24 protein-coding genes and 2 pseudogenes are annotated in these 22,649 nt (G+C 68.9%); 16 read left to right on the top strand and 10 right to left on the bottom strand.

Annotated elements, in window-relative coordinates:
• Nucleotides 1-11 precede the first annotated feature (11 nt).
• Both lhgO and BA062_RS25850 read left to right on the top strand, forming a co-directional pair.
• Complete coding sequence (gene lhgO / locus BA062_RS25855) at nt 12-1,211, top strand: L-2-hydroxyglutarate oxidase (protein WP_110341150.1); 1,200 nt, start codon at nt 12-14, stop codon at nt 1,209-1,211.
• A gap of 49 nt (nt 1,212-1,260) precedes the next feature.
• Nucleotides 1,261-2,493 carry an MFS transporter gene (locus BA062_RS25850; RefSeq protein ID WP_110341148.1) on the top strand — a complete coding sequence of 411 codons (1,233 nt, stop codon included), beginning with the start codon at nt 1,261-1,263 and terminating at the stop codon, nt 2,491-2,493.
• Between the two features lie 49 nt (nt 2,494-2,542).
• Here BA062_RS25850 and fabG read toward each other — a convergent pair whose 3' ends face one another.
• The 4 genes from fabG to BA062_RS25830 all read right to left on the bottom strand — a co-directional run bounded on the left by fabG (nt 2,543) and on the right by BA062_RS25830 (nt 7,141).
• The gene (gene fabG, locus BA062_RS25845; protein ID WP_110341146.1) at nt 2,543-3,286 is read right to left on the bottom strand and encodes a 3-oxoacyl-ACP reductase FabG; all 744 of its coding nucleotides are present in this window, start codon (nt 3,284-3,286) and stop codon (nt 2,543-2,545) included.
• A gap of 42 nt (nt 3,287-3,328) precedes the next feature.
• Nucleotides 3,329-4,066: an enoyl-CoA hydratase/isomerase family protein gene (locus tag BA062_RS25840; RefSeq protein ID WP_281271661.1), complete on the bottom strand. Its 738-nt coding sequence runs from the start codon at nt 4,064-4,066 to the stop codon at nt 3,329-3,331.
• A gap of 34 nt (nt 4,067-4,100) precedes the next feature.
• Nucleotides 4,101-5,801, bottom strand: coding sequence for an acetate--CoA ligase (locus tag BA062_RS25835; RefSeq protein WP_168214102.1), 1,701 nt, complete (start codon nt 5,799-5,801; stop codon nt 4,101-4,103).
• 179 nt (nt 5,802-5,980) lie between these two features.
• The gene (locus BA062_RS25830; protein ID WP_146240072.1) at nt 5,981-7,141 is read right to left on the bottom strand and encodes an alpha/beta hydrolase; all 1,161 of its coding nucleotides are present in this window, start codon (nt 7,139-7,141) and stop codon (nt 5,981-5,983) included.
• 228 nt (nt 7,142-7,369) lie between these two features.
• On the opposite strand from BA062_RS25830, the gene BA062_RS25825 reads away from it, so the two are divergent.
• The 9 genes from BA062_RS25825 to BA062_RS25785 are packed head-to-tail and all read left to right on the top strand — an operon-like array spanning nt 7,370 to nt 14,136.
• Entirely contained in the window at nt 7,370-8,287 is a 918-nt protein-coding gene (locus tag BA062_RS25825) for a Phenylacetic acid catabolic protein (RefSeq protein ID WP_168214101.1), read from the top strand.
• Nucleotides 8,284-8,631, top strand: coding sequence for a hypothetical protein (locus BA062_RS25820; RefSeq protein ID WP_110341137.1), 348 nt, complete (start codon nt 8,284-8,286; stop codon nt 8,629-8,631). Before BA062_RS25825 ends, BA062_RS25820 begins: the two co-directional genes overlap by 4 nt.
• Nucleotides 8,628-9,356, top strand: coding sequence for a Phenylacetic acid catabolic protein (locus BA062_RS25815; protein WP_110341135.1), 729 nt, complete (start codon nt 8,628-8,630; stop codon nt 9,354-9,356). Before BA062_RS25820 ends, BA062_RS25815 begins: the two co-directional genes overlap by 4 nt.
• Nucleotides 9,353-9,874, top strand: coding sequence for a metal-sulfur cluster assembly factor (locus BA062_RS25810; protein ID WP_110341133.1), 522 nt, complete (start codon nt 9,353-9,355; stop codon nt 9,872-9,874). Before BA062_RS25815 ends, BA062_RS25810 begins: the two co-directional genes overlap by 4 nt.
• A complete protein-coding gene (locus tag BA062_RS25805) occupies nt 9,871-10,668 on the top strand; it encodes an enoyl-CoA hydratase-related protein (RefSeq protein WP_110341131.1) in 798 nt (265 codons plus the stop codon). The genes BA062_RS25810 and BA062_RS25805 overlap by 4 nt, the downstream gene beginning before the upstream one ends.
• A gap of 1 nt (nt 10,669) precedes the next feature.
• Complete coding sequence (fdxA, locus tag BA062_RS25800) at nt 10,670-11,029, top strand: ferredoxin (RefSeq protein ID WP_110341129.1); 360 nt, start codon at nt 10,670-10,672, stop codon at nt 11,027-11,029.
• Nucleotides 11,026-12,621 (top strand): thiolase C-terminal domain-containing protein, encoded by a 1,596-nt coding sequence (locus tag BA062_RS25795; protein WP_110341127.1) that lies wholly within the window; start codon nt 11,026-11,028, stop codon nt 12,619-12,621. Before fdxA ends, BA062_RS25795 begins: the two co-directional genes overlap by 4 nt.
• Nucleotides 12,622-12,664: 43 nt before the next feature.
• On the top strand, nt 12,665-13,105 hold the full coding sequence (locus tag BA062_RS25790) for a MaoC/PaaZ C-terminal domain-containing protein (RefSeq protein ID WP_110341125.1): 441 nt from the start codon (nt 12,665-12,667) through the stop codon (nt 13,103-13,105).
• Nucleotides 13,106-13,125: 20 nt separating this feature from the next.
• The gene (locus BA062_RS25785) at nt 13,126-14,136 is read left to right on the top strand and encodes an NAD(P)/FAD-dependent oxidoreductase (RefSeq protein WP_110341123.1); all 1,011 of its coding nucleotides are present in this window, start codon (nt 13,126-13,128) and stop codon (nt 14,134-14,136) included.
• 15 nt (nt 14,137-14,151) lie between these two features.
• Here BA062_RS25785 and BA062_RS25780 read toward each other — a convergent pair whose 3' ends face one another.
• From BA062_RS25780 to BA062_RS25755, 6 genes are all read right to left on the bottom strand, one after another.
• Nucleotides 14,152-14,913 carry an SDR family NAD(P)-dependent oxidoreductase gene (locus BA062_RS25780; protein WP_110341121.1) on the bottom strand — a complete coding sequence of 254 codons (762 nt, stop codon included), beginning with the start codon at nt 14,911-14,913 and terminating at the stop codon, nt 14,152-14,154.
• Nucleotides 14,910-15,602, bottom strand: coding sequence for a TetR/AcrR family transcriptional regulator (locus BA062_RS25775; protein ID WP_168214100.1), 693 nt, complete (start codon nt 15,600-15,602; stop codon nt 14,910-14,912). Before BA062_RS25775 ends, BA062_RS25780 begins: the two co-directional genes overlap by 4 nt.
• Nucleotides 15,603-15,706: 104 nt before the next feature.
• Nucleotides 15,707-16,138 carry an acyl-CoA thioesterase gene (locus tag BA062_RS25770; RefSeq protein WP_110341117.1) on the bottom strand — a complete coding sequence of 144 codons (432 nt, stop codon included), beginning with the start codon at nt 16,136-16,138 and terminating at the stop codon, nt 15,707-15,709.
• Complete coding sequence (locus BA062_RS25765; protein ID WP_110341115.1) at nt 16,135-16,557, bottom strand: MaoC family dehydratase; 423 nt, start codon at nt 16,555-16,557, stop codon at nt 16,135-16,137. Before BA062_RS25765 ends, BA062_RS25770 begins: the two co-directional genes overlap by 4 nt.
• Nucleotides 16,554-16,967, bottom strand: coding sequence for an FAS1-like dehydratase domain-containing protein (locus BA062_RS25760; protein ID WP_110341113.1), 414 nt, complete (start codon nt 16,965-16,967; stop codon nt 16,554-16,556). The genes BA062_RS25765 and BA062_RS25760 overlap by 4 nt, the downstream gene beginning before the upstream one ends.
• A gap of 113 nt (nt 16,968-17,080) precedes the next feature.
• A complete protein-coding gene (locus BA062_RS25755; RefSeq protein WP_110341111.1) occupies nt 17,081-18,457 on the bottom strand; it encodes an aldehyde dehydrogenase family protein in 1,377 nt (458 codons plus the stop codon).
• Nucleotides 18,458-18,483: 26 nt separating this feature from the next.
• Between BA062_RS25755 and BA062_RS25750 the strand changes: the two genes are divergently transcribed.
• The 5 genes and pseudogenes from BA062_RS25750 to cas6e all read left to right on the top strand — a co-directional run bounded on the left by BA062_RS25750 (nt 18,484) and on the right by cas6e (nt 22,597).
• The gene (locus tag BA062_RS25750) at nt 18,484-19,338 is read left to right on the top strand and encodes an amidohydrolase family protein (protein ID WP_110341109.1); all 855 of its coding nucleotides are present in this window, start codon (nt 18,484-18,486) and stop codon (nt 19,336-19,338) included.
• A 74-nt stretch (nt 19,339-19,412) separates the two neighbouring features.
• Nucleotides 19,413-20,602 (top strand): IS3 family transposase gene (locus BA062_RS25745; protein WP_110341548.1). Its coding sequence is split into 2 segments (ribosomal slippage): nt 19,413-19,665 and nt 19,665-20,602, totalling 1,191 coding nucleotides; the frame shifts between segments, so codons are not numbered across the junction.
• Between the two features lie 58 nt (nt 20,603-20,660).
• Nucleotides 20,661-21,061: pseudogene (locus BA062_RS40610) on the top strand (type I-E CRISPR-associated protein Cas7/Cse4/CasC).
• Nucleotides 21,061-21,840 carry a type I-E CRISPR-associated protein Cas5/CasD gene (gene cas5e / locus BA062_RS25735; RefSeq protein WP_110341107.1) on the top strand — a complete coding sequence of 260 codons (780 nt, stop codon included), beginning with the start codon at nt 21,061-21,063 and terminating at the stop codon, nt 21,838-21,840. The pseudogene BA062_RS40610 and the gene cas5e overlap by 1 nt, the downstream one beginning before the upstream one ends.
• A 3-nt stretch (nt 21,841-21,843) precedes the next feature.
• A pseudogene (cas6e, locus tag BA062_RS40280) lies at nt 21,844-22,597 on the top strand (type I-E CRISPR-associated protein Cas6/Cse3/CasE).
• The last annotated feature ends 52 nt before the right edge of the window (nt 22,598-22,649 follow it).

Genomic DNA, 22,649 nt, shown 5'->3' with positions numbered 1-22,649 from the left:
GCGCGCCCGGTATGACACACGACATTGTCATCGTCGGCGGCGGGATCGTCGGCCTGACGACCGCGCTGGCCATCACCGACGCAAACCCGGACCGCTCGGTCGCCGTGCTGGAGAAGGAGGACGGCTGGGCCCGGCACCAGACCGGCCACAACAGCGGCGTGATCCACAGCGGGATCTACTACCCGCTAGGCAGTCTCAAGGCCACGATGGCCAGGCAGGGCGGGCAGGAGGTGGCGGAGTTCTGTGACCGGCACGGCTTGCCGGTCACCCGGTCCGGCAAGATCATTGTGGCGACCGAGCCGGAAGAGCTGCCCCGGCTGGAAAAACTGCGCGAACGGGGTGTGGCGAACGGCCTGTCGGTGCACCCGCTGGTGCCGGAGCAGATCCGGGAACACGAGCCCTACGTTCGCGGGCTGGCCGGGCTGCACGTGCCGGCCACCGGAACCTGCGATTTCGGTGCTGTCGCTCGCAAACTGGCGGAGGTCCTGGAAGGACGCGGCGTGCTGATGCTGACGTCGACGCGGGTGACCGGGTTCGCCAGGGGCGCCCGCGAGGTCGTCGTCCAGACCGACCGCGGTGACATCACGGCCAGGCGGGTCGCGAACTGCGCCGGCCTGCACAGCGACCGGCTGGCGCGGCGTGGCGGGCACGACGATTCGGTGCGGATCGTACCGTTCCGGGGCGAGTGCTTCGAACTCGTCGATGATCGGCAGTACCTGGTGAAGAACCTGGTGTACCCGGTTCCGGACCCGGCCTTCCCGTTCCTCGGGGTGCATCTGACGCGCATGACCGCCGGCGGTGTCCATGTTGGACCGAACGCGGTGCTCGCGCTGGCTCGGGAGGGCTACCGCAAGAGCTCCGTGGATTGGGCCGGGGTGCGCGACGTTCTCAGCAACCGGGGCCTGCGGGTGCTCGCCAGGGCGTACTGGCGCCAGGGCGGGGCGGAGATGCTGCGCTCGATGCTCAAGCCGCTGTTCGTGCGCGCGGTGCGCCGACTGGTTCCCGAGGTCCGCTCCGCCGACCTGGTGGCGGCGCCTGCCGGGGTTCGCGCACAGGCGATTCGCCACGACGGCACACTGGTGGACGACTTCGCCTTCGCCGAGGACGACCGGTTCGTCCACCTGCTCAACGCGCCGTCACCGGCCGCCACCGCATCGTTTCCCATCGGTCGCGAAATCGCGCGGCGGTGTCTCGGTAAAACCGACCAATGATCCTTGGGGGCGTTCGGGAGTGGGCAGAGGTTTCTATTACGGCTGGTTGATGGTCGGCGGCCTGAGCGTCTCGGAGCTGGTGTCCTGGGGCGTGCTGATCTACGGGTTCTCGGTGCTCGTCGTGCCGATGAACGTCGAGCTCGGCTGGTCGATGTCGCAGATGCAGTCGGCCTACGTCGGCGGGCTGCTCGTTTCCGCGCTGGTCGCGGTGCCGGTGGGGCGCTGGCTCGACGCGCGCGGTGCGCGCAGCGTGATGACCACCGGGAGCCTGCTCACCATCGGCGTGCTCCTCTGCTGGTCGTATGTCGAGTCGCTGCCGGGGTTCTTCCTGCTGTTCGTCGCCGCGGGCGTGGCGATGGCGATGACGTTGTACGAGCCCGCTTTCGCCGTGACGACCTCCTGGTTCGAAGTCCACCGCGCCCGCGCCGTCTTGATCATCACCGTGGTCGGCGGGTTGTCGAACGCGGTGTTCGTCCCGCTGACCGGCGTGCTGGTGGGGTCCGTCGGCTGGCGCAGGGCGCTGCTGGTGCTGGCGTGCTCGGTGGCCGCGGTCGGCCTGCCCATCCACGCGTTCGTGTTGCGGCGGTGGCCGTCGGATCTGGGGCTGCGCCCGGACGGGGCCGCGCCGGCGCTGGTGGAGAGCGTGGCGGCGCCGGCGCGCGCGCCGTCGACCGAATCCGCGCGGAAGATGCGGTCGGCGGTGTTCCGTACCCCGTCCTTCCACTGGATCGCGACCTCGCTGTTCCTGGTCAACGCCGCCAAGTTCGCCGTCGGCATCAGCCTGGTGGCCTACCTGTACGACCGCGGTTACTCGCTGGCGCTGGCCACCCTGGCAGCGGGGGCGATCGGGGTGCTGCAGGTGTGCGGGCGGCTGGTGATGATGACCGCACGCGGCAGGATGTCGCATGACCGGGCGACCTGCGTGGTCTTCGCCGTGCAGGGGGTTGCCCTGTTCCTGCCGCTGGCCACGACCGGGAGCGGGCCGCTGTCGACGGTTTCGGTCGCCGTGTTCGTGGTGCTGTTCGGGATCGGGTTCGGCCTGTCCGAGTTGCTGCGGGGCACCATGGTCGCCGAGTACTACGGCGTGCTGAACTACGGGAGCATCAACGGGGTGCTGTCGGTTTTCGTGGTGCTCGCCAGGGCGGCGGGTCCGTTCCTGGCCGGTGCCGTGATCACCTCTTTCGGCACCTACAACCCGGTGCTGGCTGGCTCGGCCGTCGCCACCCTCGGCGGTGCCTTCGCATTGTTCATGGCCGGGCGCACCCGCCCTCCCGAACGGTAGGTGCGGTCTGGGCGGGTCCCCAATGCCACATTGGGGCGCCCCACCCCGTTCAGATGTGGCGGCCGCCGGTGACTTCGAGGACGCCGCCGGTCAGGTAGCTGGCCAGGTCGCTGGCGAGGAAGAGCACCACGGTGGCGATCTCGGCCGGTTCGCCGGCCCGCCCCATCGGCACCTCCGCGACCTTCGCCGCCCAGATGTCCTCCCGCATCGCCTCGGTCATCGCGGTGCGGATGAGACCGGGCTGGACGGCGTTGACCCGGACACCGAGGTGCGCGAGTTCCTTCGCCGCGGCCTTGGTCAGGCCAACGATGCCGGCCTTTGCCGCGCTGTAGTTCGTCTGCCCGGCCATGCCGACCTTGCCGGAGATCGAGGAGATGTTGACGATCGACCCGCGCTTGCGCTCGCGCATCACCACCGACGCCGCGCGGGTGCCAAGCCAGCTGCCCTTGAGGTGCACGTCGACGACGGCATCGAAGTCCTCGACGCTCATCTTGCGTAGGGTCGCGTCCCTGGTGATGCCGGCGTTGTTGACCATCACGTCCAGCGTGCCGAACTCCAGGACACAGCGTTCGACCAGCGCGGTGACCTGGTCGGGGACCGTCACGTCGCAGCCGACGCCGAGTGCGCGGGCGCCGCCGGCCGTGAGCCGTTCGGCGGCGCGCTCGGCTGCCTCGGCGTCGCGGTCACCGAGCACCACGCCGGCGCCGTGCTCGGCGAGCACCCGCGCGATCTCCAGGCCGATGCCCTGCGCCGCGCCGGTGACCACCGCCGCGCGTCCGCCAAGCAGCTCCACGTGCAACCTCCCATGATTCGGTGGGGGTCCGTGATCGTCCGGTCAATGGCCGAGGAACCTCGCCGGGCGCTTGTCGAAGAACGCCGGCCTGCCCTCGGCGAAGTCGGCGCTGCCGAACAGGCGGACCTGGGTGTCGGCCTCGTCGGCCAGCACCTCGTCCAGTGTCGCGGGCCACGCCGCAAGCACCCGTTTGGTCTCCGCGATCGGGCCGGGGGCGGCCGCCGCGAGGATCGCCGCCCGGCGATGTGCTTCCGCCAGCGTGTCACCGGGCTCGGTGATCGCGTCGACGAGGCCGTGGCCGTGGGCCTGGTGTGCGTTGAGGACCGAAGCGAAGAACAGCAGCTCCTTCGTCCGGCCGATCCCGACCCGCTGCGGGAGTGTCCACAGCAGACCGGTGTCGGCGATCAGTCCCACCTTCCCGAAGGAACAGCACAGCCGCGCATCACTCGCGGCGACCACGTGGTCGCTGGCCGCGGCGAGCGAGAGACCGGCTCCGTAGGCGAATCCCTCGACCGCCGCCACGACGGGCTTGGCCCCGCACAGCAGCAGCCGGGTGATCTCCGCGATCACCGCGAGCCGGGGCCGGCCGGACTCCGGCCTGTCGGTCGGCATGGTCGCGAGGTCGCCGCCGGCACAGAAGGTTCCGCCGGCGCCGGTGAGCACGATCGACCGGCACCGGTCGTCGGCCATCGCCGTGGCGAGCGCGTCGCGTAGCCGTTCCCGCATGACCAGGTCGAGCGCGTTGCGCCGGCGCTCGTCGTTCAACGTGAGTGTCCACACTGGACCATCGCGTTCCAGGAGTACCTGGTGCACCTCAGAACTCCGCGATGACGTGCGGTGGTTGCTGATCGCCCCGCGCCCAGGAGACGACCTGCTTGACGATGATCTTCCCGAGCGGGTCGTGCGGCAGCTGGGAGACGAACGCGATGCGCCGCGGGTACTTGTACGGCGACACGTGGTCGCGGACATGCTGGCGGATCTCGTCGGCGAGCACGGCCGTCGCGTCCCCCGCGGCCTTGGGCACGATCCAGGCCATCACCACCTCGCTGCGCATCTTGTCCGGCGCGGCGGTCACCACGACCTCACTGACCGCGGGATGGGTGGAGATCACCTTCTCCACTTCCATCGGCGCGACCTTGTAGCCGCTGGTGCTGATCATCATGTCCGAGCGGCCGAGGTACCAGTAGTTGCCGTTCTCGTCCACCCGCGCGAGATCGTCGATCACCGTCCAGCCTTCTCGGCTGTCCCGTTCCTGCAAGTCGGGTCGGTTCCAGTAGGTCAGTCCGGAGGGGCCACGGATCGCGAGCTGGCCGACCTCTCCCGGCTCGACGTCCTCGAGTGGATCGGAATAGGGCACGACGATGCGCGCTTCGAAGCCGTCGACCGGACGTCCGAGCGTCATCGGCGGGTTCTTCTCGTCGTGGCGCGGCACCATGAACCAGTTCCCGAAAGCGGTGCTGCCCATCGGGTTGAGCAGGTCGAGCCCGTGTCGTTGCCACGCTTCGTACAGCCAGCCGCCGCTTCCGGCGATGAACGGTGCGTAAGTGCGTTCCAATGAGGACAGGTCGTAGGCCGACGGGTTGGCTTCGTAGGCGTGCAGCATCCCCGCCCAAGTGACCCCGAGCGCCATGAACCAGGTGACCTTGTGCTCGGTGATGGCCTTGAGCACGTCCTGCCCGGAGGCGAAGTTCTCCAGTTCGACGAGCGTGATCCCGGGCAGAAGGGAGAACGTCGTTCGCGACAGCCAGCCGGCGGCGTGCCCGACCGGAGCGGGGAAGAGATGGACGTCGCCCTCCCGCACGCCGTAGGCCGACACACTCGGCTGTGCGCCGTGCACCAGCCGGTATGCCGTGTGGTAGCAGGCTTTCGGCACGCCGGTGCTGCCGCCGGTGTGCCACACCACGGCGACCTCGTCGGGTTCGGGCTCGCGGTCGGGCACGTCTGGCTCGGCCCGTTCCATCAGCTCGTTCCAGGACAGCAGCGGCTCGCCGGGGCTTTCCGGGAACGCGACCACCGCGTCGAGCGAGTCCAGCTCGGACAGGCAGGCGAGGGTCTCGCCGACGAAGTCGCCCTTGTTCGCGACGAAGAGCACCTTGGCCTTGGTGTCCTTGACGAAGAACGGGATTTCGCCGCGGCGGGCCTGCGGCGGGGTCAGTGCGGCCATGGCGCCCAACCGCCATGCCGCCAGGTACAGCATGACCACCTCGGGGTGGTTGCTCGAACGGATCGCGACCCGGTCTCCGGCGCGCACACCGAGCGCGGCCATCGCGGATGCGGCGCGGCGGGTGCGCTGTTCGACCTCCCGGTAGGTCCAGGTTTCCCCGGTGTCGGCGTGGACGAACGCCAGCACGTCGCCGCGCCCGGCGCGCACGTGCCGATCGACAAGGAGGTCCGGCAGGTTGGCCCGGCGGTCCTCCGGTGCCACCGCGGGGCCACCGGGGTACTGCGGTTGCCGTTCTGGCGGAACAAGCCACTCGGCGGGGATGGAGCCGAAGGTCGGGTACGAATCACTCATCGAAACTCTCCCGGTGCGGCGTGAATACTGAGGGGTTAGGGGACTGCCTGCGGGTCGAGATAGTCGGTTGATTGATTGATAGCATCGTTGACGCCGAAGTGGAACAGCCAGTGGTTCCGGGATTCGGTTTCGCATCGAATCCCGGAACCGCCTGGGTGAGCCCAAGTGGGTGACTTGGGTCAGGTGTTGACGCCGACATGCTCGATCGACCAGTCGATCGCCTTCTGGAACCATTGCCGCGCGGTGTAGTGCAGGTTCTGGTCGTGTGCGCTGCGTGGCTGGGTGTAGAGCTCGTAACTGGCCGCGTTCGGGTAGAAACTCGCTTCCAGATGGGAATTCAGGTCGGCGTCGCAGGTCAGGACGCACATCATGTGGTCGTTGTTGCCCATCGCCATCAGTACCGGTGCGGTGATCCGGTCGGAGGGTGTCGGTAACGGGTCGTGCGTGACCACCGTGACCCACTCACCGGCCGCGATGGTGTCCTTGTACTTCTCCTCCGCGGCACAGATGTCCGGGTCGTAGGCGCCCTGCTGGTAGAACGCGATCTGGCAGCGGACGCCGGCTCGGGTGGTGGTGTAGGCCGACGCCAGCGGCACGTTCCCGGCGAACTTCTGGTCCAGCTCGGCCGGTACGAGCGCGGCGGCGATCGTGGCGATCACCGGGTAGTTCATCACGTGGGTCATCCCGGAGACGATCACGCCGTCCACGTCGTTGTACGTGCCGGCCTCGATGTTGGTGGTGAGGCCACCCATCGAATGGCCGCCGAGGATGACCTTCTTGGCCGGCTCGCCGAGCGCGCCCCTGCGCAGGTACTGGACGACCTGGTGGGCAACCCAGGCGTTGGACGGGAAGGTGATTCCGAGCGAGTTCGGCCGGTCGCTGTAGCCGTAGCCGAGCCGGTCGAGGGTCAGGGTGACGAAGCCGGCTTCGGTCGCCGCCTTGACATAGGAGTAGTTCTCCGGTTGGAACGGCCAGTCCCAGTAGGTGTGGTTGTAGCTGCCGCCGTGCAGCAGCACCTGGACGGCCCGGTCGGTGAACGACGTCTTGCTGCACAGCCGTCCCCACACCCGGTAGACGGTGGGGTCGCCTTCGGACATGGTCACAGGGAAGTAGTAGTCGCCGCAGGCCGCTCCGCTGCCGGAGAAGTCGGTCGCGACCGAGGTCTGCTCGACCTGTCCGGCCATCCCCGTCACGGCCCGCGGCGCGGGTGCGGTCAGCGCGGGGGTCGCGGGTTGGGCGGTCGCCGCGCCGGCCGGCGCGACCAGTGGCGCCACGGCCACCACGGTTCCGACGGCGAGCGTCTGCATGAGACGCCGCCACGGTCGCCGTTTCACATCCACTTTCCAGCTCCTCTTCGTTGAGAAATCAGACAGGCAGATCGGGGACCGGTAAGCACGGCCACGGGTGCGACCGCGATTGATCGATTGATTGATTGCGGGATCGTGCCATGACGTCCGGGGGTCGTCAAGCCGGGTTCGCCCGGGGTGACCGGCCGCGCTTGACCCGACTCGGGGTGTCTGACTAATCTCTATTGATAGATCAATCGAAACATGTCGAGAGGAGTGGTGATGGCTGACCGTGCGCTGCCTCGAGACGAGCCGGACCCGCGGCTCGCCCGCAAGTTCGAGCTGTGGGACGACCTACCTGATGGGTATCGCGAGGAGGCCGCCCGCGTCTCGTCGTTCCAGGCGCTCGCCGAAATAGTCGGCGTGCTGCCGTTCGCCGAGTGGATTGACCGCGTGCCGGACTACGCGCGCAAGCAGATGCTGATCGCGAAGGTGCAGGACGAGGTCGGGCACGGCCAGGTCACCGCACGGGTCGCCGAGGACCTCGGTGTGAGCCGAGATCGGATCATCCTCGATTTCGTCGAGGGGCGGACCAAGCTGCTCAACGTCTTCCATTTCGGGTTCGACACCTGGGAGGAGGTCGGTCCGGCGGCGCTGCTGATGAACAGCGCCGCGATCGTCCAGTTCCAGGCGCTTGACCAGGGCACCTACCTGCCCTACGCGCGGGCGCTGCGCAAGATCGAGAAGGAGGAGAGCTTCCACTACCACCACGCCCTCGACCACACGCACCAGACGATGACGCTGGGCACCCCCGCGCAGCGTGCCCTGGTGCAGCAGGCCTTCGAGACCTGGCTGCCGCGGATCCTCGCCTACTTCGGCCCACCGGACACCGACACCTACCAGGGCAACCGGATGTACCAGTTCGGCATCAAGGTCTCGTCGAACGACGCGATGCGCCAGGAGTGGCTGGCGAAGATCATCCCGGTTTTCCGGAAGCTCGGGGTGCACGTCGACCCGGCGCTGACCCATGTCGACGAGGAGACCGGCAAGTGGTGGTTCGCCTCCCCGGACTGGGTTGCGGTCAAGAAGATGCTGCGCGAAGGCGGTCCGCGACACGAGGAGTGGCGGGCGAAGATCGCCGACAGCCTCGAACGCAACGCGCTCTACCGGGACGTCGCCCTGATGCGGAGCGCGGCATGAGGCCCGGCACAGAAGAAGACTCCTACGAGGTTTTCGCGCGGTACGGCAAGCAGTCCGAGCCGATCAGGTGGGTCGGCAGCGTCCGCGCCGCGGAACCGACGCTGGCCTGGCACGCGGCCAAGGAGATCTACACCCGGCGCGAGGAGTGCACGGTGCTGTGGATCGCGAAACGCTCGGGCATGGTGTTCAGCACCGCCGACGACCTCGAATCACTGAAGTCCGGCGGCCGGCTCGACTACCGCACCCCCGGCTTTCCCGGCCGCCACCGGCGTGACCGGGAGCGGGCCGCGCAGGGCACCCGGACCGGGCAGCCGTCCACCGAGTCGGCGGGGGCACCGTCATGAACGAACCAGAGATCTTCCTGCGGTACGCCGAGGACCAGTTCCTGCACGGCCACCTGCTGTCGTCGTGGATCGTGGACTACGTCGACCTCGAGGTGTCCCTTGCCGTCGGCTCCATCGCCCAGGAGGAGCTCGCGCACGCCGCGACGCTGCTCGGGCTGGCGGGCCAGGACAGGACCGACCGCGACCGGTTCGTCTACGAGCGCCCGCTGAGCGAGTGGTGGCCGTCCAGGCTCGTCGTGGCAGACGACCGCGACTGGCCGTCGACCGTGCTGCGCGGGTTGCTGGTCGCCTCGGCCGGGATGCTGCTGAGCCGGGGACTGACCGAACACAGCGACGAGCAGGTGCGCCAGGCGACCTCGACCATGCTGGCCGAGCAGGAGCTGCATCGAACGCACTGGACGAGCTGGGTCCGGCTGCTCGGCGGCGACGCCCGTACCCGGGACGACTTCGGCAAGCGGGGCGCCGACCTGCTGCCGCTGGCCGGTGATCTTTTCGGCGCGGCCCCCGGCATGCCGGCCGGGCCGGTGCGCCGGCGCCTGCACGAGTCCTGGCTCGCCGAGCTGGGCCCGCTGCTCGCCGCCGCCGACCTGGACGTCGCGCTGCTCGGTGCGGCGCCGCGACCGCGGGTGGCCGGGAGCGAGCAGGCCCAGCTCGGCCGCACCCTGGGCACCGTCCGGTCGCTGCGGGTCGGCCCGGACGACGGTGTCCGGGCGGTGTACCGATGAGCGCCACTACCGAGCTGGCCGCGGTGCGGGCCGCCATCGGCGAGGTCGAGGACCCGGAGGTCCCGGTGACACTGGTCGACCTGGGGGTGGTGCGGTCGGTGGAGGCCGACGGCGAGCAGATCAGCGTGGTGCTCCGGCCGACCAGGCTCGGCTGCCCGGCCAGGGACGAGATGGCTCGCCGGGTGCGCGAGGCCGCCGCGAGCGCGGCCCCGGGCGTGCCGCTCGACGTGCGCTGGGAGGCGTCGTCGTGGCACACCGGTGACGTGACCCCGCGGGGCAGCAAGGTGCTGGTGCAGATCGGGTATGCCGCGCCGGGAGCCGGTTCGGTGAGCTGCCCGTTCTGTGACTCGGCCGATGTGCGCAGTGCGGGGCCGTTCGGCGGGAGCGTGTGCAAGGTGCCGTTCTCGTGCCGCACCTGCGGCAGCACCTTTGACGCGCTCAAGAGTGGTGGCACCGTGCCCGGCCTCGCCCCGCGGAACCGGGCCGAAGCAGAAGACCGCGTGGAGGGCGGACAGTGACCGGCGAGATTCGCTACGAAGTGGATTCCGGGATCGCCCGGATCACGATCAACCGGCCAGAGCGGCTCAACGCCTTCACCATCGATGGCGCGACGCGGATGCTGGAGTGCTTCCGGTCCGCCGCCGACGACCGCGAGGTCGGTGTCGTCGTGCTGACCGGCGCGGGGGAGCGTGCCTTCTGCACCGGTGGGGACGTCGGCGATTTCGAGGCATTCACCGTCGAGGTGGACCGCGCGATGAACGCGCAGCTACTCCGGCTCGCGCACGAGATGCGCAACGGGGGCAAGCCGGTGATCGCGCGCGTCAACGGCTACTGCATCGGCGCGGGCAACGAGCTGAACATGCTGTGCGACCTGACCGTCGCGGCCGAGCACGCCCGCTTCGGGCACAGCGGCCCGCGCGTCGGCAGCGTGCCGAACTGGTGGGTGACCCAGATGCTGCCGCGATCGGTCGGGGAGAAACGCGCGCGGGAGATCGTCTACCTGTGCGAGCAGTATTCGGCGGCGGAAGCCGCCGAAATGGGCTGGGTCAACCGGGTCGTGCCGGCCGCCGAGCTCGACGCGGCTGTCGAGGAGTGGTGCCGGTCGCTGCTGGCGAAGAGCCCCACCGCGCTGCGCCTGGCGAAGATGGCCATCAACCAGGGCAGCGACCAGCTGACCGGCGCGGTCAGCCAGGGCATGGAGCTCATCACGTTCTTCCATGACACCGACGAATCCCGGGAGGGAATGCGGGCCTTCGTGGAGAAGCGCCCGCCGGCGTTCCGGCCGACCGACCCGGCAGCGGAAGGAGCCTGACTTGCCCTACGTGATCGCCGAAGCCTGCGTCGACATCACGGACATGTCCTGTGTGGAGGAATGCCCGGTCGACTGCATCTACGAGGGCGACCGCAAGCTCTACATCCATCCAGGCGAGTGCATCGACTGCGGTGCCTGCGAAGTGGTGTGCCCGGTCGAGGCCATCTCGATGAAACGAGCGCTTCCGGACGACCAGGCCCACCACGCCGAGGACAACGAGCGGTTCTTCACCCAGCCGCTGCCGGGCCGGGGCGAGCCCATCGGTTCGCCGGGCGGTGCGCGCAAGATCGGGCCGATCGGGGTGGACACCGAGATGGTGCACGGGCTGCCGGCCAGGTCGGCGGACGGTGTGCCGCGATGAGCGTGGACGCGCGACCGGGTACGGCGGATCGGGTGCTCGGCGCCGGTGACTGGTTCGATCCGGCAGACGGCCTGCTCGGCTCGCGATGCCCCGACTGCGGCGGCCACTCCTTCCCGTTCCGCGCCTACTGTGGACGGTGCGGTGCGGAGATGGTGCGCGTCGGCCTGCCGGCAACCGGACGGGTGGTGGCCCGTTCGCGCATCCACGTCTCGCCGCCCGGCTACCCCGACTCCTACCACGTCGGCGTCGTCCAGCTCTATCCCGAGCTACACGTCTTCGCCCGCTTCGCCGATGCCGCGCCGGAGCACGGAGCGCCGGTGCGGGTGGGCTGCGGGGTGGTGCGCGAGGACGACGGCCGGCCGGTCTTCGGGCCGGTGTTCAGCCCTTGTGACGAACTGCCGGCCGAGCGGCCGGGCGGCCCGGTCCCGGCCGAGCCGGAACTGCGGCCGACGCCCGCCCGGCTCGGCCTCACCATCGCCGGCGTGGCCACCACGCAGTTCGGGCGCCCCGACCTGCCGCCCGAGCAGCTCGCCGCGCGGGCGGCCCTCGCCGCGGTCGCCGATGCCGGGCTGCGGCCGGCCGAGGTCGACGCGGTGATCGTCGGCAGCGCCTTCTCGACCGCCGCGCTCGGGCAGCGCATGCTGCGGCACGTCCCGTGGGGTGGGCGCCGGCTCGTGAACGTCGAAAACGCCTGTGCCAGCGGGAGTACCGCGCTCGCCGAGGCCGTCGCGCTGGTGCGTGCGGGACTCGCCGACGCCGTTGTCGCGGTCGGCGCGGACACCCCGGTCCGCTCCGGCGGTGGGCTCATCCAGCTCGACCGGGACGATCCGGTCGCGGGCATCGGGGTGACGCTGCCCTCGCTCTACGCTCTCGTCTGCGACCGCTACCGCGCCCGCTACGACGTCGCCACGGACGCCTTCGCCGAAGTGGTGGTGCGCAGTCGGGCAGCGGCGGCGGCCAACCCCGACGCTTTCCGGCGAACCGCGGTGACCAGGGAGGACGTAGTAGGCTCTCGGCCCATCGCGGAGCCGTTGACGCTGTTCCAGTGCGCCCCGAACGCCGACGGCGCCGCCGCGGTGGTGGTCGTCGCCGACCGGCTGCGGGCGCGGCTGCCGCATCCGCCGGTCGAGCTCGCGGCGATGGGCCTGCATGCGGGGTTCGCGAAAGACCGGTTCTCCGGGGACAGCATCATTCACCGGTTCTCCCAGGCCGTCTACGCCGCCGCCGGGGTCACCCCGGCCGACATCGGGGTGGTCGAGCTGCACGACGCCTTCGCCCCCGGCGCGCTGACCAACCTCGAATACCTTGGCCTCGCCGAGCCCGGCACCGCGGCGGGCAGGCTGCTCGCCGGCGGTTTCCGCGGCGGGGGCGAGCCGGCGCTCAATCCCAGCGGCGGCCTGCTCTCCCGTGGCCACCCGCCGGGTGCGACCGGGCTGGCGCAGGTCGCCGAGCTCGTCCGCCAGCTGCGTGGTGCCGCCGGTGAGCGCCAGCTGTCCGATCCCGGCGTCGCCCTGCTGCACACCATGGGCGGCACGGTGCTGGAGCTGGAGACCAACGCCTGCACCGTCGGTGTACTCCGGCTGGCGATCTGAGGCGCCATCCATCCTTTTTGTCCATCCACAGTGGAGCATCCGGATGTTCTTCGAAGAGTTCGCCGTCGGTCAGGTCTACGAGACGAAATCGCACCTGCTGACCGCCGAGGACGTCACGGCGTTCGCGGCCGCCCACGACCCGCAGCCGATGCATCTCGACTCGGATTGGGCCGCGCGCACCGCGTTCGGCGGCGTGATCGCCTCCGGTTACCAGACCATGGCCATCGCGTGGCGGCTGTGGGTCGAGGCGGTGATGGCCGATCACGGGCGAGCGGGGGTCAGCCTCACCGACGCCCGCTGGCATCAGCCGGTCTACCCGGGGACCGAGATCCGGGCGAAGGTGACGATCGAGGAGACCCGCGTCACCCGGCGCGGCTTCGGCCTGATCACCATGGCGTTCGAGGTGTATGCCGGCGACGCCGACCTCGTGCTCACCTTCCGCACCACCGGCCTGCTGGCCCGCGCCGCCGAGCGGGCCGACTGACTCATCGTTCCATCGGATTCATGGGAGAGCACGTGTCTGCCCCTGCCACCGAAGTGTCCACTGTAGACATACTCATTGTCGGGGCGGGCCCTGCCGGGCTGTATGCCGCCTACTACGCGGGTTTCCGGGGACTGTCGATCGCCGTCGTCGACTCACTGCCGGAGCCGGGCGGGCAGATCAGCGCGCTGTACCCGGAGAAACTGCTCCACGACATCGCCGGGTTCTCTGCTGTCCGTGGCCGTGATCTGGTCGACGCGTTGGTCGGCCAGGCGGCGCAGTTCGCGCCGCGGTACTTCCTCGCCGAGCAGGCGGCCGAGCTCGAACACCTGCCTGCCGGTCTCGCGGTGACGACCGACGCCGGCAGGCGGATCGAGTGCCGTGCGGTGGTGCTCACCGGTGGCATCGGCACCTTCGCACCGCGGCCGCTTCCGGCCGGTGAGGAATTCCTCGGCCGCGGGCTGAGGTACTTCGTGCCGAAGCTGGACAGCCTCGCCGGCCAGGACGTTCTGGTCGTTGGGGGCGGCGACAGCGCCGTCGACTGGGCGCTGTCGCTGGAACCGATCGCCAGCTCGGTGACGCTCGTGCACCGCCGTGCGGCGTTCCGCGCGCATCGGCACTCGGTGGACCGGATGCACGCGTCCGGCGCGCGCGTGCTGACCGACCGGGAAGTGCGCCGGCTGGACGGCCGCGACCGGGTGGAGCGCGCCGAGATCGCGCACCGGGTCACCGGCGAGACGGAGACCGTCGACGTGCAGGCGGTGGTGGCGGCCCTGGGTTTCACCGCGGATCTCGGCCCGATCGCCGAGTGGGGTGTCGAGATCAAGGATCGCCGAATCGTCGTGGACAGTCGCATGTGGACAGGCGTGCCCGGGGTCTACGCCGCGGGAGACATCACCGAATACCCTGGCAAGGTGCGGCTGATCGCGGTCGGCTTCGGCGAATCGGCCACCGCGGTCAACAACGCCGCCATCCACATCGACCCCGGCGCGGACCTGTTCCCGGGCCACTCGACCGACGCACCCGCCGCCTGAGCGGCGGCCGGCGCGTCAGAGCATCGCGTAGCCGCCGTTGACGCTCAACGTCTGCCCGGTCACCCAGCTCGTCTCCGGGCTCGCGAAGTAGGCCACCGCGCCGGCCGCGTCCTCCGGGGTGCCGAGACGGCCGACCGGGTACCGCTTCGGCATTTTCGTGAGCTGGTCCGCGGTGAACGTGTCATGGGCGCCCGGCGTGACGGTGGTGGACAGCGAGATGCAGTTCACCGTGATCCCCTGTCCGGAGACCTCTTTCGCCAGCGAGCGGGAGAACGCCGCCACGCCGGCCTTCGCCGCCGCGTAGACGGCGACGTTCGGCTCGCCGACCCGACTGGAGTCGGAGACGACGTTCACGATCCGGCCGTAGCCACGGCCGAGCATGGCCGGCAGCGCGAGCTGGACCAGGTGCAGCGGGCCGACCAGGTTGATCCCGATGTCGGCATGCCAGCTGTCCACAGTGGAATCGATGAACGGCGAGATGGTCCACTTGCCCGCGTTGTTGACGACGATGTCGAGGCGTCCCCGTTCGGTGACGGCGGTCTCCACCAGTGCGGCGAGTGCCGCGCGGTCGCGGACGTCCCCGGCGACACACGACACGGCGCGGCCGGAGGCTTCCCGGATCTCCTCCGCCACCGTGGCCAGTGCCGCGGCGTCCATGTCGAACAGCACGAGGTCGGCGCCGCCGACGGCGAGGCGGTGCGCGATGGCGGTCCCCACGCCACGCCCGGCACCGGTCACCACGGCGACCTGGCCGTCGAAGGGCGCGATCGGGTTCATCGCCTCTCGCCGAGCCCGATCAGCCGGCAGTAGACGTCGGCGATCTCGGTCGCGGTCATCTGGCCCTCCGGCAGGTACCAGTGGTACATCCAGCTCGGCATGCTCAGGATGGCCCTGGCCATCACGGCCACCGGGCCGGGCGGGAGCACCTTCGACCGCTGCAGGCGGGCGACGATCTTGCCTACCCTGGTGATGAAATCGCGCTGATCTTCCCTGATCCGGTCCTGGATCTCCTGTGGCAGGGAGTGCCCTTCCTGCCAGAACACCGCGAACACGCGCCGGTCGCGGACGACCGCCGCGGTGTACTCCTCGATGATCCCGCGCAGCTGCTCCGCGGGATTGGTGGAGCGGGCGATGCCGGACTCCAGCGCGGCGAACAGGTCGCGGTCGACCTGGAGCGCGATCTCCCGCAGGAGGTCGGACTTCGAACCGACATAGTGATAGATCGCCGGCTGGCTCAGGCCGACTTCGGCCGCGATCTCCTTCGTGGTGCCTGCCACGAAGCCCCGCCGAGCGAATACCGCCGCCGCGCCTTCGAGGATCGCCCGCCGCTTGAGCTCGTGCTCGGTGATGTCCGCGGAAGCCCCGCCGGAATCGCCCGATGATGCTGGCCCCGTCTCGGCGGTGAGGGGACTTTTCCCGCGCTGCTGCTTCGCTGCTGAGGCCGCCCGGCCCGGGTGTGTCGACACAGCCAACCCTCCCTTGCCATTCACCGCAGCATGGTACCCAACGGTGATCGGGCGGAACCGGCGTGTATGGAATTGATCTATCCATCGATGTGACCTGGGTGGCATCAGCCCGACGTCCTCGCTGCCAGGCCGACGCGGCGGGCGTCCGAGTCGGCGGCGGCACGGATCAGGTCGGGCACCTCGACGGTTTCGAGGGTGCCGAGGTCGACGTAGGCGCGCACGATCCGGCCGCGCGCGACGACCAGGTCACCGCGGCGGAACTCGTGCTCGGTCATGACGCTGGACCGCTTGCCGGCCGCCATGACGATCTCGTGCGTCAGCTCGTCGCCGGCGCGTACCGGGGCGAGGTAGTCGCACTCGACGTGGACGGCGGGCCCGGCGAGGCGATCCCGGATCTGGCGGTGGATCGGGCTGCCGATCTCGTCGAAGAGCAGCTGGTCGCCCTCGCTCATGTAGTGGAAGTACGTCGCGAAGTAGATCAGGCCGGAGGCGTCGTCCTCGCCGACCAGGACCTTGCGCTTGCGCAGGACGCTCACGCCGCCGCCGGCTCTCGGAAGGCGGCCGTTCCGCGGGCCACGCGCGTCCCGTCGGCCTTCGTCGCGGACAGCTTCACCGAGACGACGGTGCCGCCGTCACCGGTCTCGACGCCGGTCACCGTCGCCTCGGTGCGCAGCACGTCGCCGGGAAAGACCGGCGCGACCAGGTCGACCCTGAACTGGGTGAGCGCGTCCACCCCGACGGCACGGCTGACCGCGGCGCCGAGATGGGACACCGCGAACGTCCCGTGCGCGATCACGCTCGGCAGGCCGGCCTTGGCGGCGTAGTCGTCCTCCAGATGCACCAGGTTGGGGTCGCGCATGGACACCGTCATGTAGGCGATCCGCATCCGGTCGATGGCCGGCGTGACGATCTCCGGCAGGGTGTCACCGATCTGGTAGCTCATCTGTGTCGTCATCCTCGCTGCACTATGGTGGACCGCTCCCGCACGGCGACCGTGCCGTCGCCGAGGAGGTACTCGGTGGTGACCTCGACGAAGGTCAGCCGCCCGGAGCCGCCGGATTTCTCGGTGATGTCACTGATCCGCGGCCGGACGGTGAGCCGGTCACCGAGGCGAACGGGGGCGAGGAACTCCTCGTCCACCCCGCCGAAAACGGTGCGTAGCAGGTCGAACTCGAGTGCGTCGTGCACCGGGTCCGCGCCGTAGGTCGTGACATACATCAGGAAACCCGGTGGTACCGGTGCGCCAATCTCGGCCCGGTAGCCGGGCTCCGGATCGACGCCGAGCGCGAAGACGAATTCCTCCACGCGAACCGGATCGACGTAGAACTCACGTTCTGGAAACCGGTGGCCGACAACGACCGCCATCCGCTCCTCCTCGCCTGGGGCGTCGCCCCGTTTCACTGAGGACAGGTCCGGTAGACGCTTCCCCAGTATCCATTGGTTCGGTCGATCAATCAAGCGACTGATTGACCGGATGATCAACCCCGGTAGATGAAGGTCCGGTCTTCGAGATAGGAGTCCAGTGCCTCGGTGCCGTGCTCGCGGCCGAAGCCGGAGTCCCGCACGCCGCCGAAGGGCAGCTCGTCGTACACCCGGCCGAGTGCGTTGATCCAGGTGTAGCCGGCCGGAATCCGGCGAGCGAGCCGGAATGCCCGGTCCTGGTCACCGCTCCACACCGACGCGCCGAGTCCGTAACGGGTCTCGTTGGCCACCGCGGCGGCCTCGTCCTCGTCACGGACCCGGATGACGGTCAGCACCGGTCCGAAGGTCTCCTCGGTCCGCACCCGCGCGCCGGCCGGGGGATCGACCACCAGTGCCGGGCGGGCGAACCAGCCGCGCTCGACGTCCTCGCCATCGGGACGTCCGCCGCCGACCAGGGTGGCCCCGCGGTCCGCGGCGTCGGCAACCTGGTCTTCGAGCAGGGTGCGGCCCTGTTCGGTGTGCAGCGGACCCATGGTGGCGGTCTCGGACAGCCCCGGGCCCGGAGTGATGCGCGCGAGCTTGCCGGACAGCAGCTCGATGGCCTCGTCGGCGACCCGCTCCGAGACGATCAGCCGCTTGGGCGCGACACACACCTGGCCGGCGTTGTAGAACCGGGTACCCACCAGCGACCGCACGGCCGCCGGCACATCGGCGTCCTCCAGCAGCACGAACGGGTCGCATCCGCCGAGTTCGAGGCTCACCCGTTTGAGCTCCTTGCCGGCGTGCGCCCCGATCCGGCGGCCGACGGCGGTCGAGCCGGTGAACGCGACCCGAGCGATGTCCGGATGCGCGATGAGCGCCTCCCCGACCTCGGCACCGCCGATCACCACGTCGAGCAGGCCCGTTGGCAGGAACCGCTTGGCGATCTCGGCGAGTTCGAGGGTGATCAGCGGGGTGGTATCCGCGGGTTTGATCAGGAATCCGCAGCCGGCGGCCAGTGCCGGTGCGAGCTTGCTGGCGAACAGCGATGCTGGGAAGTTCCACGGCACGATCGCGGCCACCACGCCGACCGGGACGCGCTCGACGAGCCCTTCGACCTCAGGGGCGAGCCGGGTGTGCCGGCCGCCGATCGCGGTCGCGAGGCCGGCGTACTGCAGGAACGGGCCGGCGTAGCGGTCCAGCTCCATCTTGGCTTCCTTGCGGGTCTTGCCCTGCTCGCGGGACAGCGCGTCGGCCAGTTCCGGGATGCGCTCACGGGTGGCGGCGCCGATGGCCAGCAACGCTTCCGCCCGATGCATCGGGCTGGCGGCCGCCCAGCTTGCCATCGCCTGCGCTGCGGCCGTGACCTTCGCGTCCACGCTCTTCGCGTCGTCAACGGGGGCACGGCCGATCTCCCGCAGATCATCCGGAGCGACGACGATCAGTTCGCTCATCTCACCAGCCTCGGTGTCGGCAACGTTTGATTGATCAGTCGAACGATAATGTACGCTGTCAAACCGTGATCGTCGATTGCCATCTTCACGTCGGCACGCGCGAGCAGTGGATCCCGGAGGGGCTGGCGCTCGCGGCGGACGTGGCCGACCCGGAGACGCTGGAGGTATTGGAGCGCAACGGTTCTGCCGGCCCGTCGATGCTGGACTACCTGCGCGCGCAGGAGGTCGATGTCGCCGTGGCGATTCCCTGCGGCCGCGAGTCCGTGCAGGAGTACACCCTGGACGAGGCGGAACGCAGCGGGGGGAGGCTGCTGCCGTTCGTGCAGTACGACCCGCGGGCCGAGCCGACCGCGTGCCGCCGGTTCGCCGACGCGATCGACCGGGGTGCCCGCGGACTGAAGGTGCACCCGTGCAGCACCCAGCTTCCGGCGAACGATCGTTCGCTGTACCCGCTCTATGCGGTAGCGGAGGAGCGGCGCATCCCGGTCACGATCCACGTCGGCTCGTCCGTCTTTCCCGGCGCCAAGCTGCGTTACTGCGACCCGCTGCTGGTGGACGAGGTGGCCTGTGACTTTCCCGACCTGACGCTGATCTGCGCGCACGCGGGGCGGGGTTTCTGGACCGATCAGGTGTTCAACCTGACCCGCATGCGGCCCACCGTGTGGATGGAGCTCTCCGGCCTGCCGGCCAAGCGCGTTCCGCAGTACTTTCCCGAACTCGACCGGGTCGCCGACCGGGTGCTGTTCGGCAGCGACTGGCCGTCATCGCCGCCGATCTCCCGGCTGGCCAAGGAGTTCCGCGCACTGCCGTACCCGTCGAGCATGATCGAGGACATCCTCTGGCGCAACGCCGCCCGCCTATTCTCCCTACCCACCGCGTGAGGCGGGAGTTGAGGTGCTGTTGATCTTCCGGACAGCGAACCCACTTGGGTTTTCGTCCGGAAGAGAGGGTGTACGTGTCGAAGAATCGTCGGTCGTTTACTCCTGAGTACAAGGAGGAAGCGGCGAAACTGGTAGTCGAGTCGAATCGTCCTGTCGCGTCGGTGGCGCGAGAGTTGCAGTTGAACGAGCAGACTCTCCGTAATTGGGTGAATGGCTACCGGGAACAGCATGCGGCGGACGAGCCGCCGTTGACAGTGTCGGAGCGCGCTCGGCTACGGGAACTGGAGAAAGAGGTCCGCGAGCTTCGGATGGAGAAGGAGTTCCTGGGAAAAGCCGCAGCCTTCTTCGCGAGCGAGTATCGGTGACCGAACTTTACGAGTTCATCGAGGCGAAGAAGAACGCGGTCGACGATTCGGGTGAGAAAATATTCACGATCGCGAAAATGTGCGCGTGGCTGAATGTTTCGAAATCGGGTTTCTACGAGTGGAAGTCCCGCCCAGAATCGGTGACCGCGCAGCGGCGTGCCTATCTCGCGGAGCTGATCACGAAGATCTTTGCGGATTCGGACGAGACCTACGGGCACCGCCGTGTCCACGCGCAGCTGGCGCGGCAGGGCGAGTGCTGCACCCCGGAGTTGGTCCGCAGTGTCATGCGCGAGCTGAGCCTGGAGCCGTGCCAGCCGCGACCCTGGCGGCTGGGGCTGACCGAAGGCTCGGCCAGCCTGCTGCCCGACCTGCTCGGCCGGGACTTCACCGCGACTGCCCCCTGCGAGAAAATGGTCGGTGACATTACCTACGTTCCGACCTGGGAGGGCTGGGTTCATCTCGCCACGGTCATTGATTGTCACACCAGAGTCGTCATCGGGTGGGCTATGGACGACAATTACCAGACCCAACTCATCGAGCAGGCGATCCGGATGGCGGTGCGCAACTATAATATCAAACCCGGTGCAATCTTCCACTCCGATCGTGGCAGTAATTACACTTCGTCCCGGTTTGCGGGCACGCTACGGTCGTTCGGCATTCGGCAATCAGTCGGGCGGACCGGGATTTGTTTCGATAATTCGATGGCTGAATCTTTCTTTGGCATGTTAAAGAACGAGCGAGTCCATCGCGTGATCTATCCCACCCGGAAAGCGGCCATGGCAGATATCGCCACCTACATAGAATTACGCTACAATAGCCAACGTCTCCATTCAGGACTCGGCTACAAGACCCCCAACGAGGTCTACAACGAGTACATGAACCGGCAGCAAGCGGCGTAGGTCAAACCACTAATCAGCTGTCCGGGAAGATCGGGGCCCCTCAGAGAACCTTGGCGAGGTGCGGGCGACCACCGAGGCGATCGAGCTGTTCGTCGACGCGTTCGCGCGCTCGATGCCCACCGGACACCAGAACTCCTTCGCGCACCGCACCTTGCCCTCGGCGGTGGTGGTCGCATTGCGGACCGATCAGCCGTCAATCTCGTCTCCGCGTTCGAGAAGCCGGTTCTGCCCGGTCACAGCGGCATGGTCGAGAAGTCGTTGGTGCGACTGGCCGAGGAGTTCACCACGGTCTCCGAGCTTTGGGGAGCGTCACCAGCGCTCACCGTTGCGGCCTACACCTCCGTCGAAACCGGGGCCGACAAGATAGTCGAAGCGCTGGGGGTCGCCACGACGTTTCCCGGGCTGGTCACGCGTACCCGGGAGGCCGTCGGCGGGTGGCTGAGCGGTGGGGAAGTGTGATGACCGACGATCCGGCCGTCCTGCTCTTGCGGCTGGCAGGCCCGCTGCAGTCGTGGGGCGGCGGAAGCGAGTTCAACCGTCGCGACACCCGCCCCGAACCGACCAAGTCCGGTGTGCTCGGATTGCTCGCCGCGGCTCAGGGCCGGGCGCGCCAGGACGACATCGCGGACCTGCTGCGGCTCCGTTTCGGCGTCCGGGTCGACCAGCCGGGCGTCCTGCTGCGTGACTACCACACGGTCAGCGACTACCGGGGCAGGTCGCTGCCCTCCGCCGCGGTGAACGCGAAAGGCGTGCAGAAACCCGCGAACAAGCGCACGCACATCACCCACCGGTTCTACCTGCAGGACGCCGTGTTCGTCGCCGGGGTCGAAGGGCCAGCGCCGATCATCGAAACCCTTCGTGATGCCGTGCGTGGCCCGGCCTTTCCGCTCGCGCTGGGGCGGCGATCCTGTGTGCCGGCCGGTCGCCTGGTCATCGGCTTCGACGGTCCTCGACTCGATGATGCGCTGCGCACGTTGCCGTGGCAGGCATCCGATCGTGGCAGGGACCTGTACGTGAGGCGAGTTGGAGCACGTCCGCGCGCCATCGACCTGCCGATCACCGTCGATGACGTCTCTGGCCCGGATACCGTGCTCGACGTACCGATGTCATTTGATCCGCTGGCCAGGGGCTTCACCGGGCGGACGGTCCGGCACGACTGGGTAACCGTCCCGACCGGGATCGAGAACCCGGACGAAGGTCCGCACGCACACGACCCATTCGCTTTGTTGGGGTGGTAGGACATGCCATTTCTCTCGAAGATCCGCATCAACCCGTTGCGCGAGAAGGGGCGCGCCATGATGTGCGACCCGCAGCTGGTCCATGGGATGGTGGCGCAGGCAATCCCCGGACCCCCGACCGGTGAGCGCACGTTGTGGCGAATGGATATCGCCGATGCCCGCCGGCCCGACCTGCTTGTGCTCACCGAAACCAAGCCCGACTGGTTCCATGTCGTCGAGCAAGCGGGCTGGCCACATGCCGGCGGCGAGCATTTCGTGATTCGTGACTACGGCACGCTCTTTCCTCATCTGGCGATCGGCCGCGAATTCGCGTTCCGGCTCACCGCGCACCCCGTCGAGAACACGATGACACCGAACAAGCTCACCGCCGCTCAGCAAGCGAGGCAGGAAGCGGGAAACCGGCGCGGTTTTCGGCTGAGTCACCGGACCGCGGCTCACCAGCTCGATTGGTTCGTGCGGCGAACGAGCAAGTGGGGTTTCTCGGTTCCCGAGGCGCGACGCGATGTGGCAGCGCCGGGATTCGACGACGGTGGCCAGCCGGCCCTGGACCTGCGGATCGCCGCGCGGAATGTGCAACGTTTCCGTAAGAATCGAGAGGGCCGGGAGGGTTATGCTCACCGCGGTGACATTCGAAGGACGTCTCGCGATCACCGATCCGGAGTTGTTGCGGGAGAAACTGCTTGCCGGCATTGGCCCGTCGAAGGCGTACGGCTGCGGACTGCTGACGCTCGCGCCGGTGGGTGAGCGTGGTGCCTGAACCTTGGTGGAAAGCCATTCCCCAGGTGTCGCGAAGGCGGCGCAGCAGGCCT

The organism is Prauserella flavalba, from assembly GCF_003202235.1.
Taxonomy (GTDB): Bacteria; Actinomycetota; Actinomycetes; order Mycobacteriales; family Pseudonocardiaceae; genus Prauserella_A; species Prauserella_A flavalba.
This window is presented reverse-complemented; position numbering and strand designations above follow the sequence as displayed.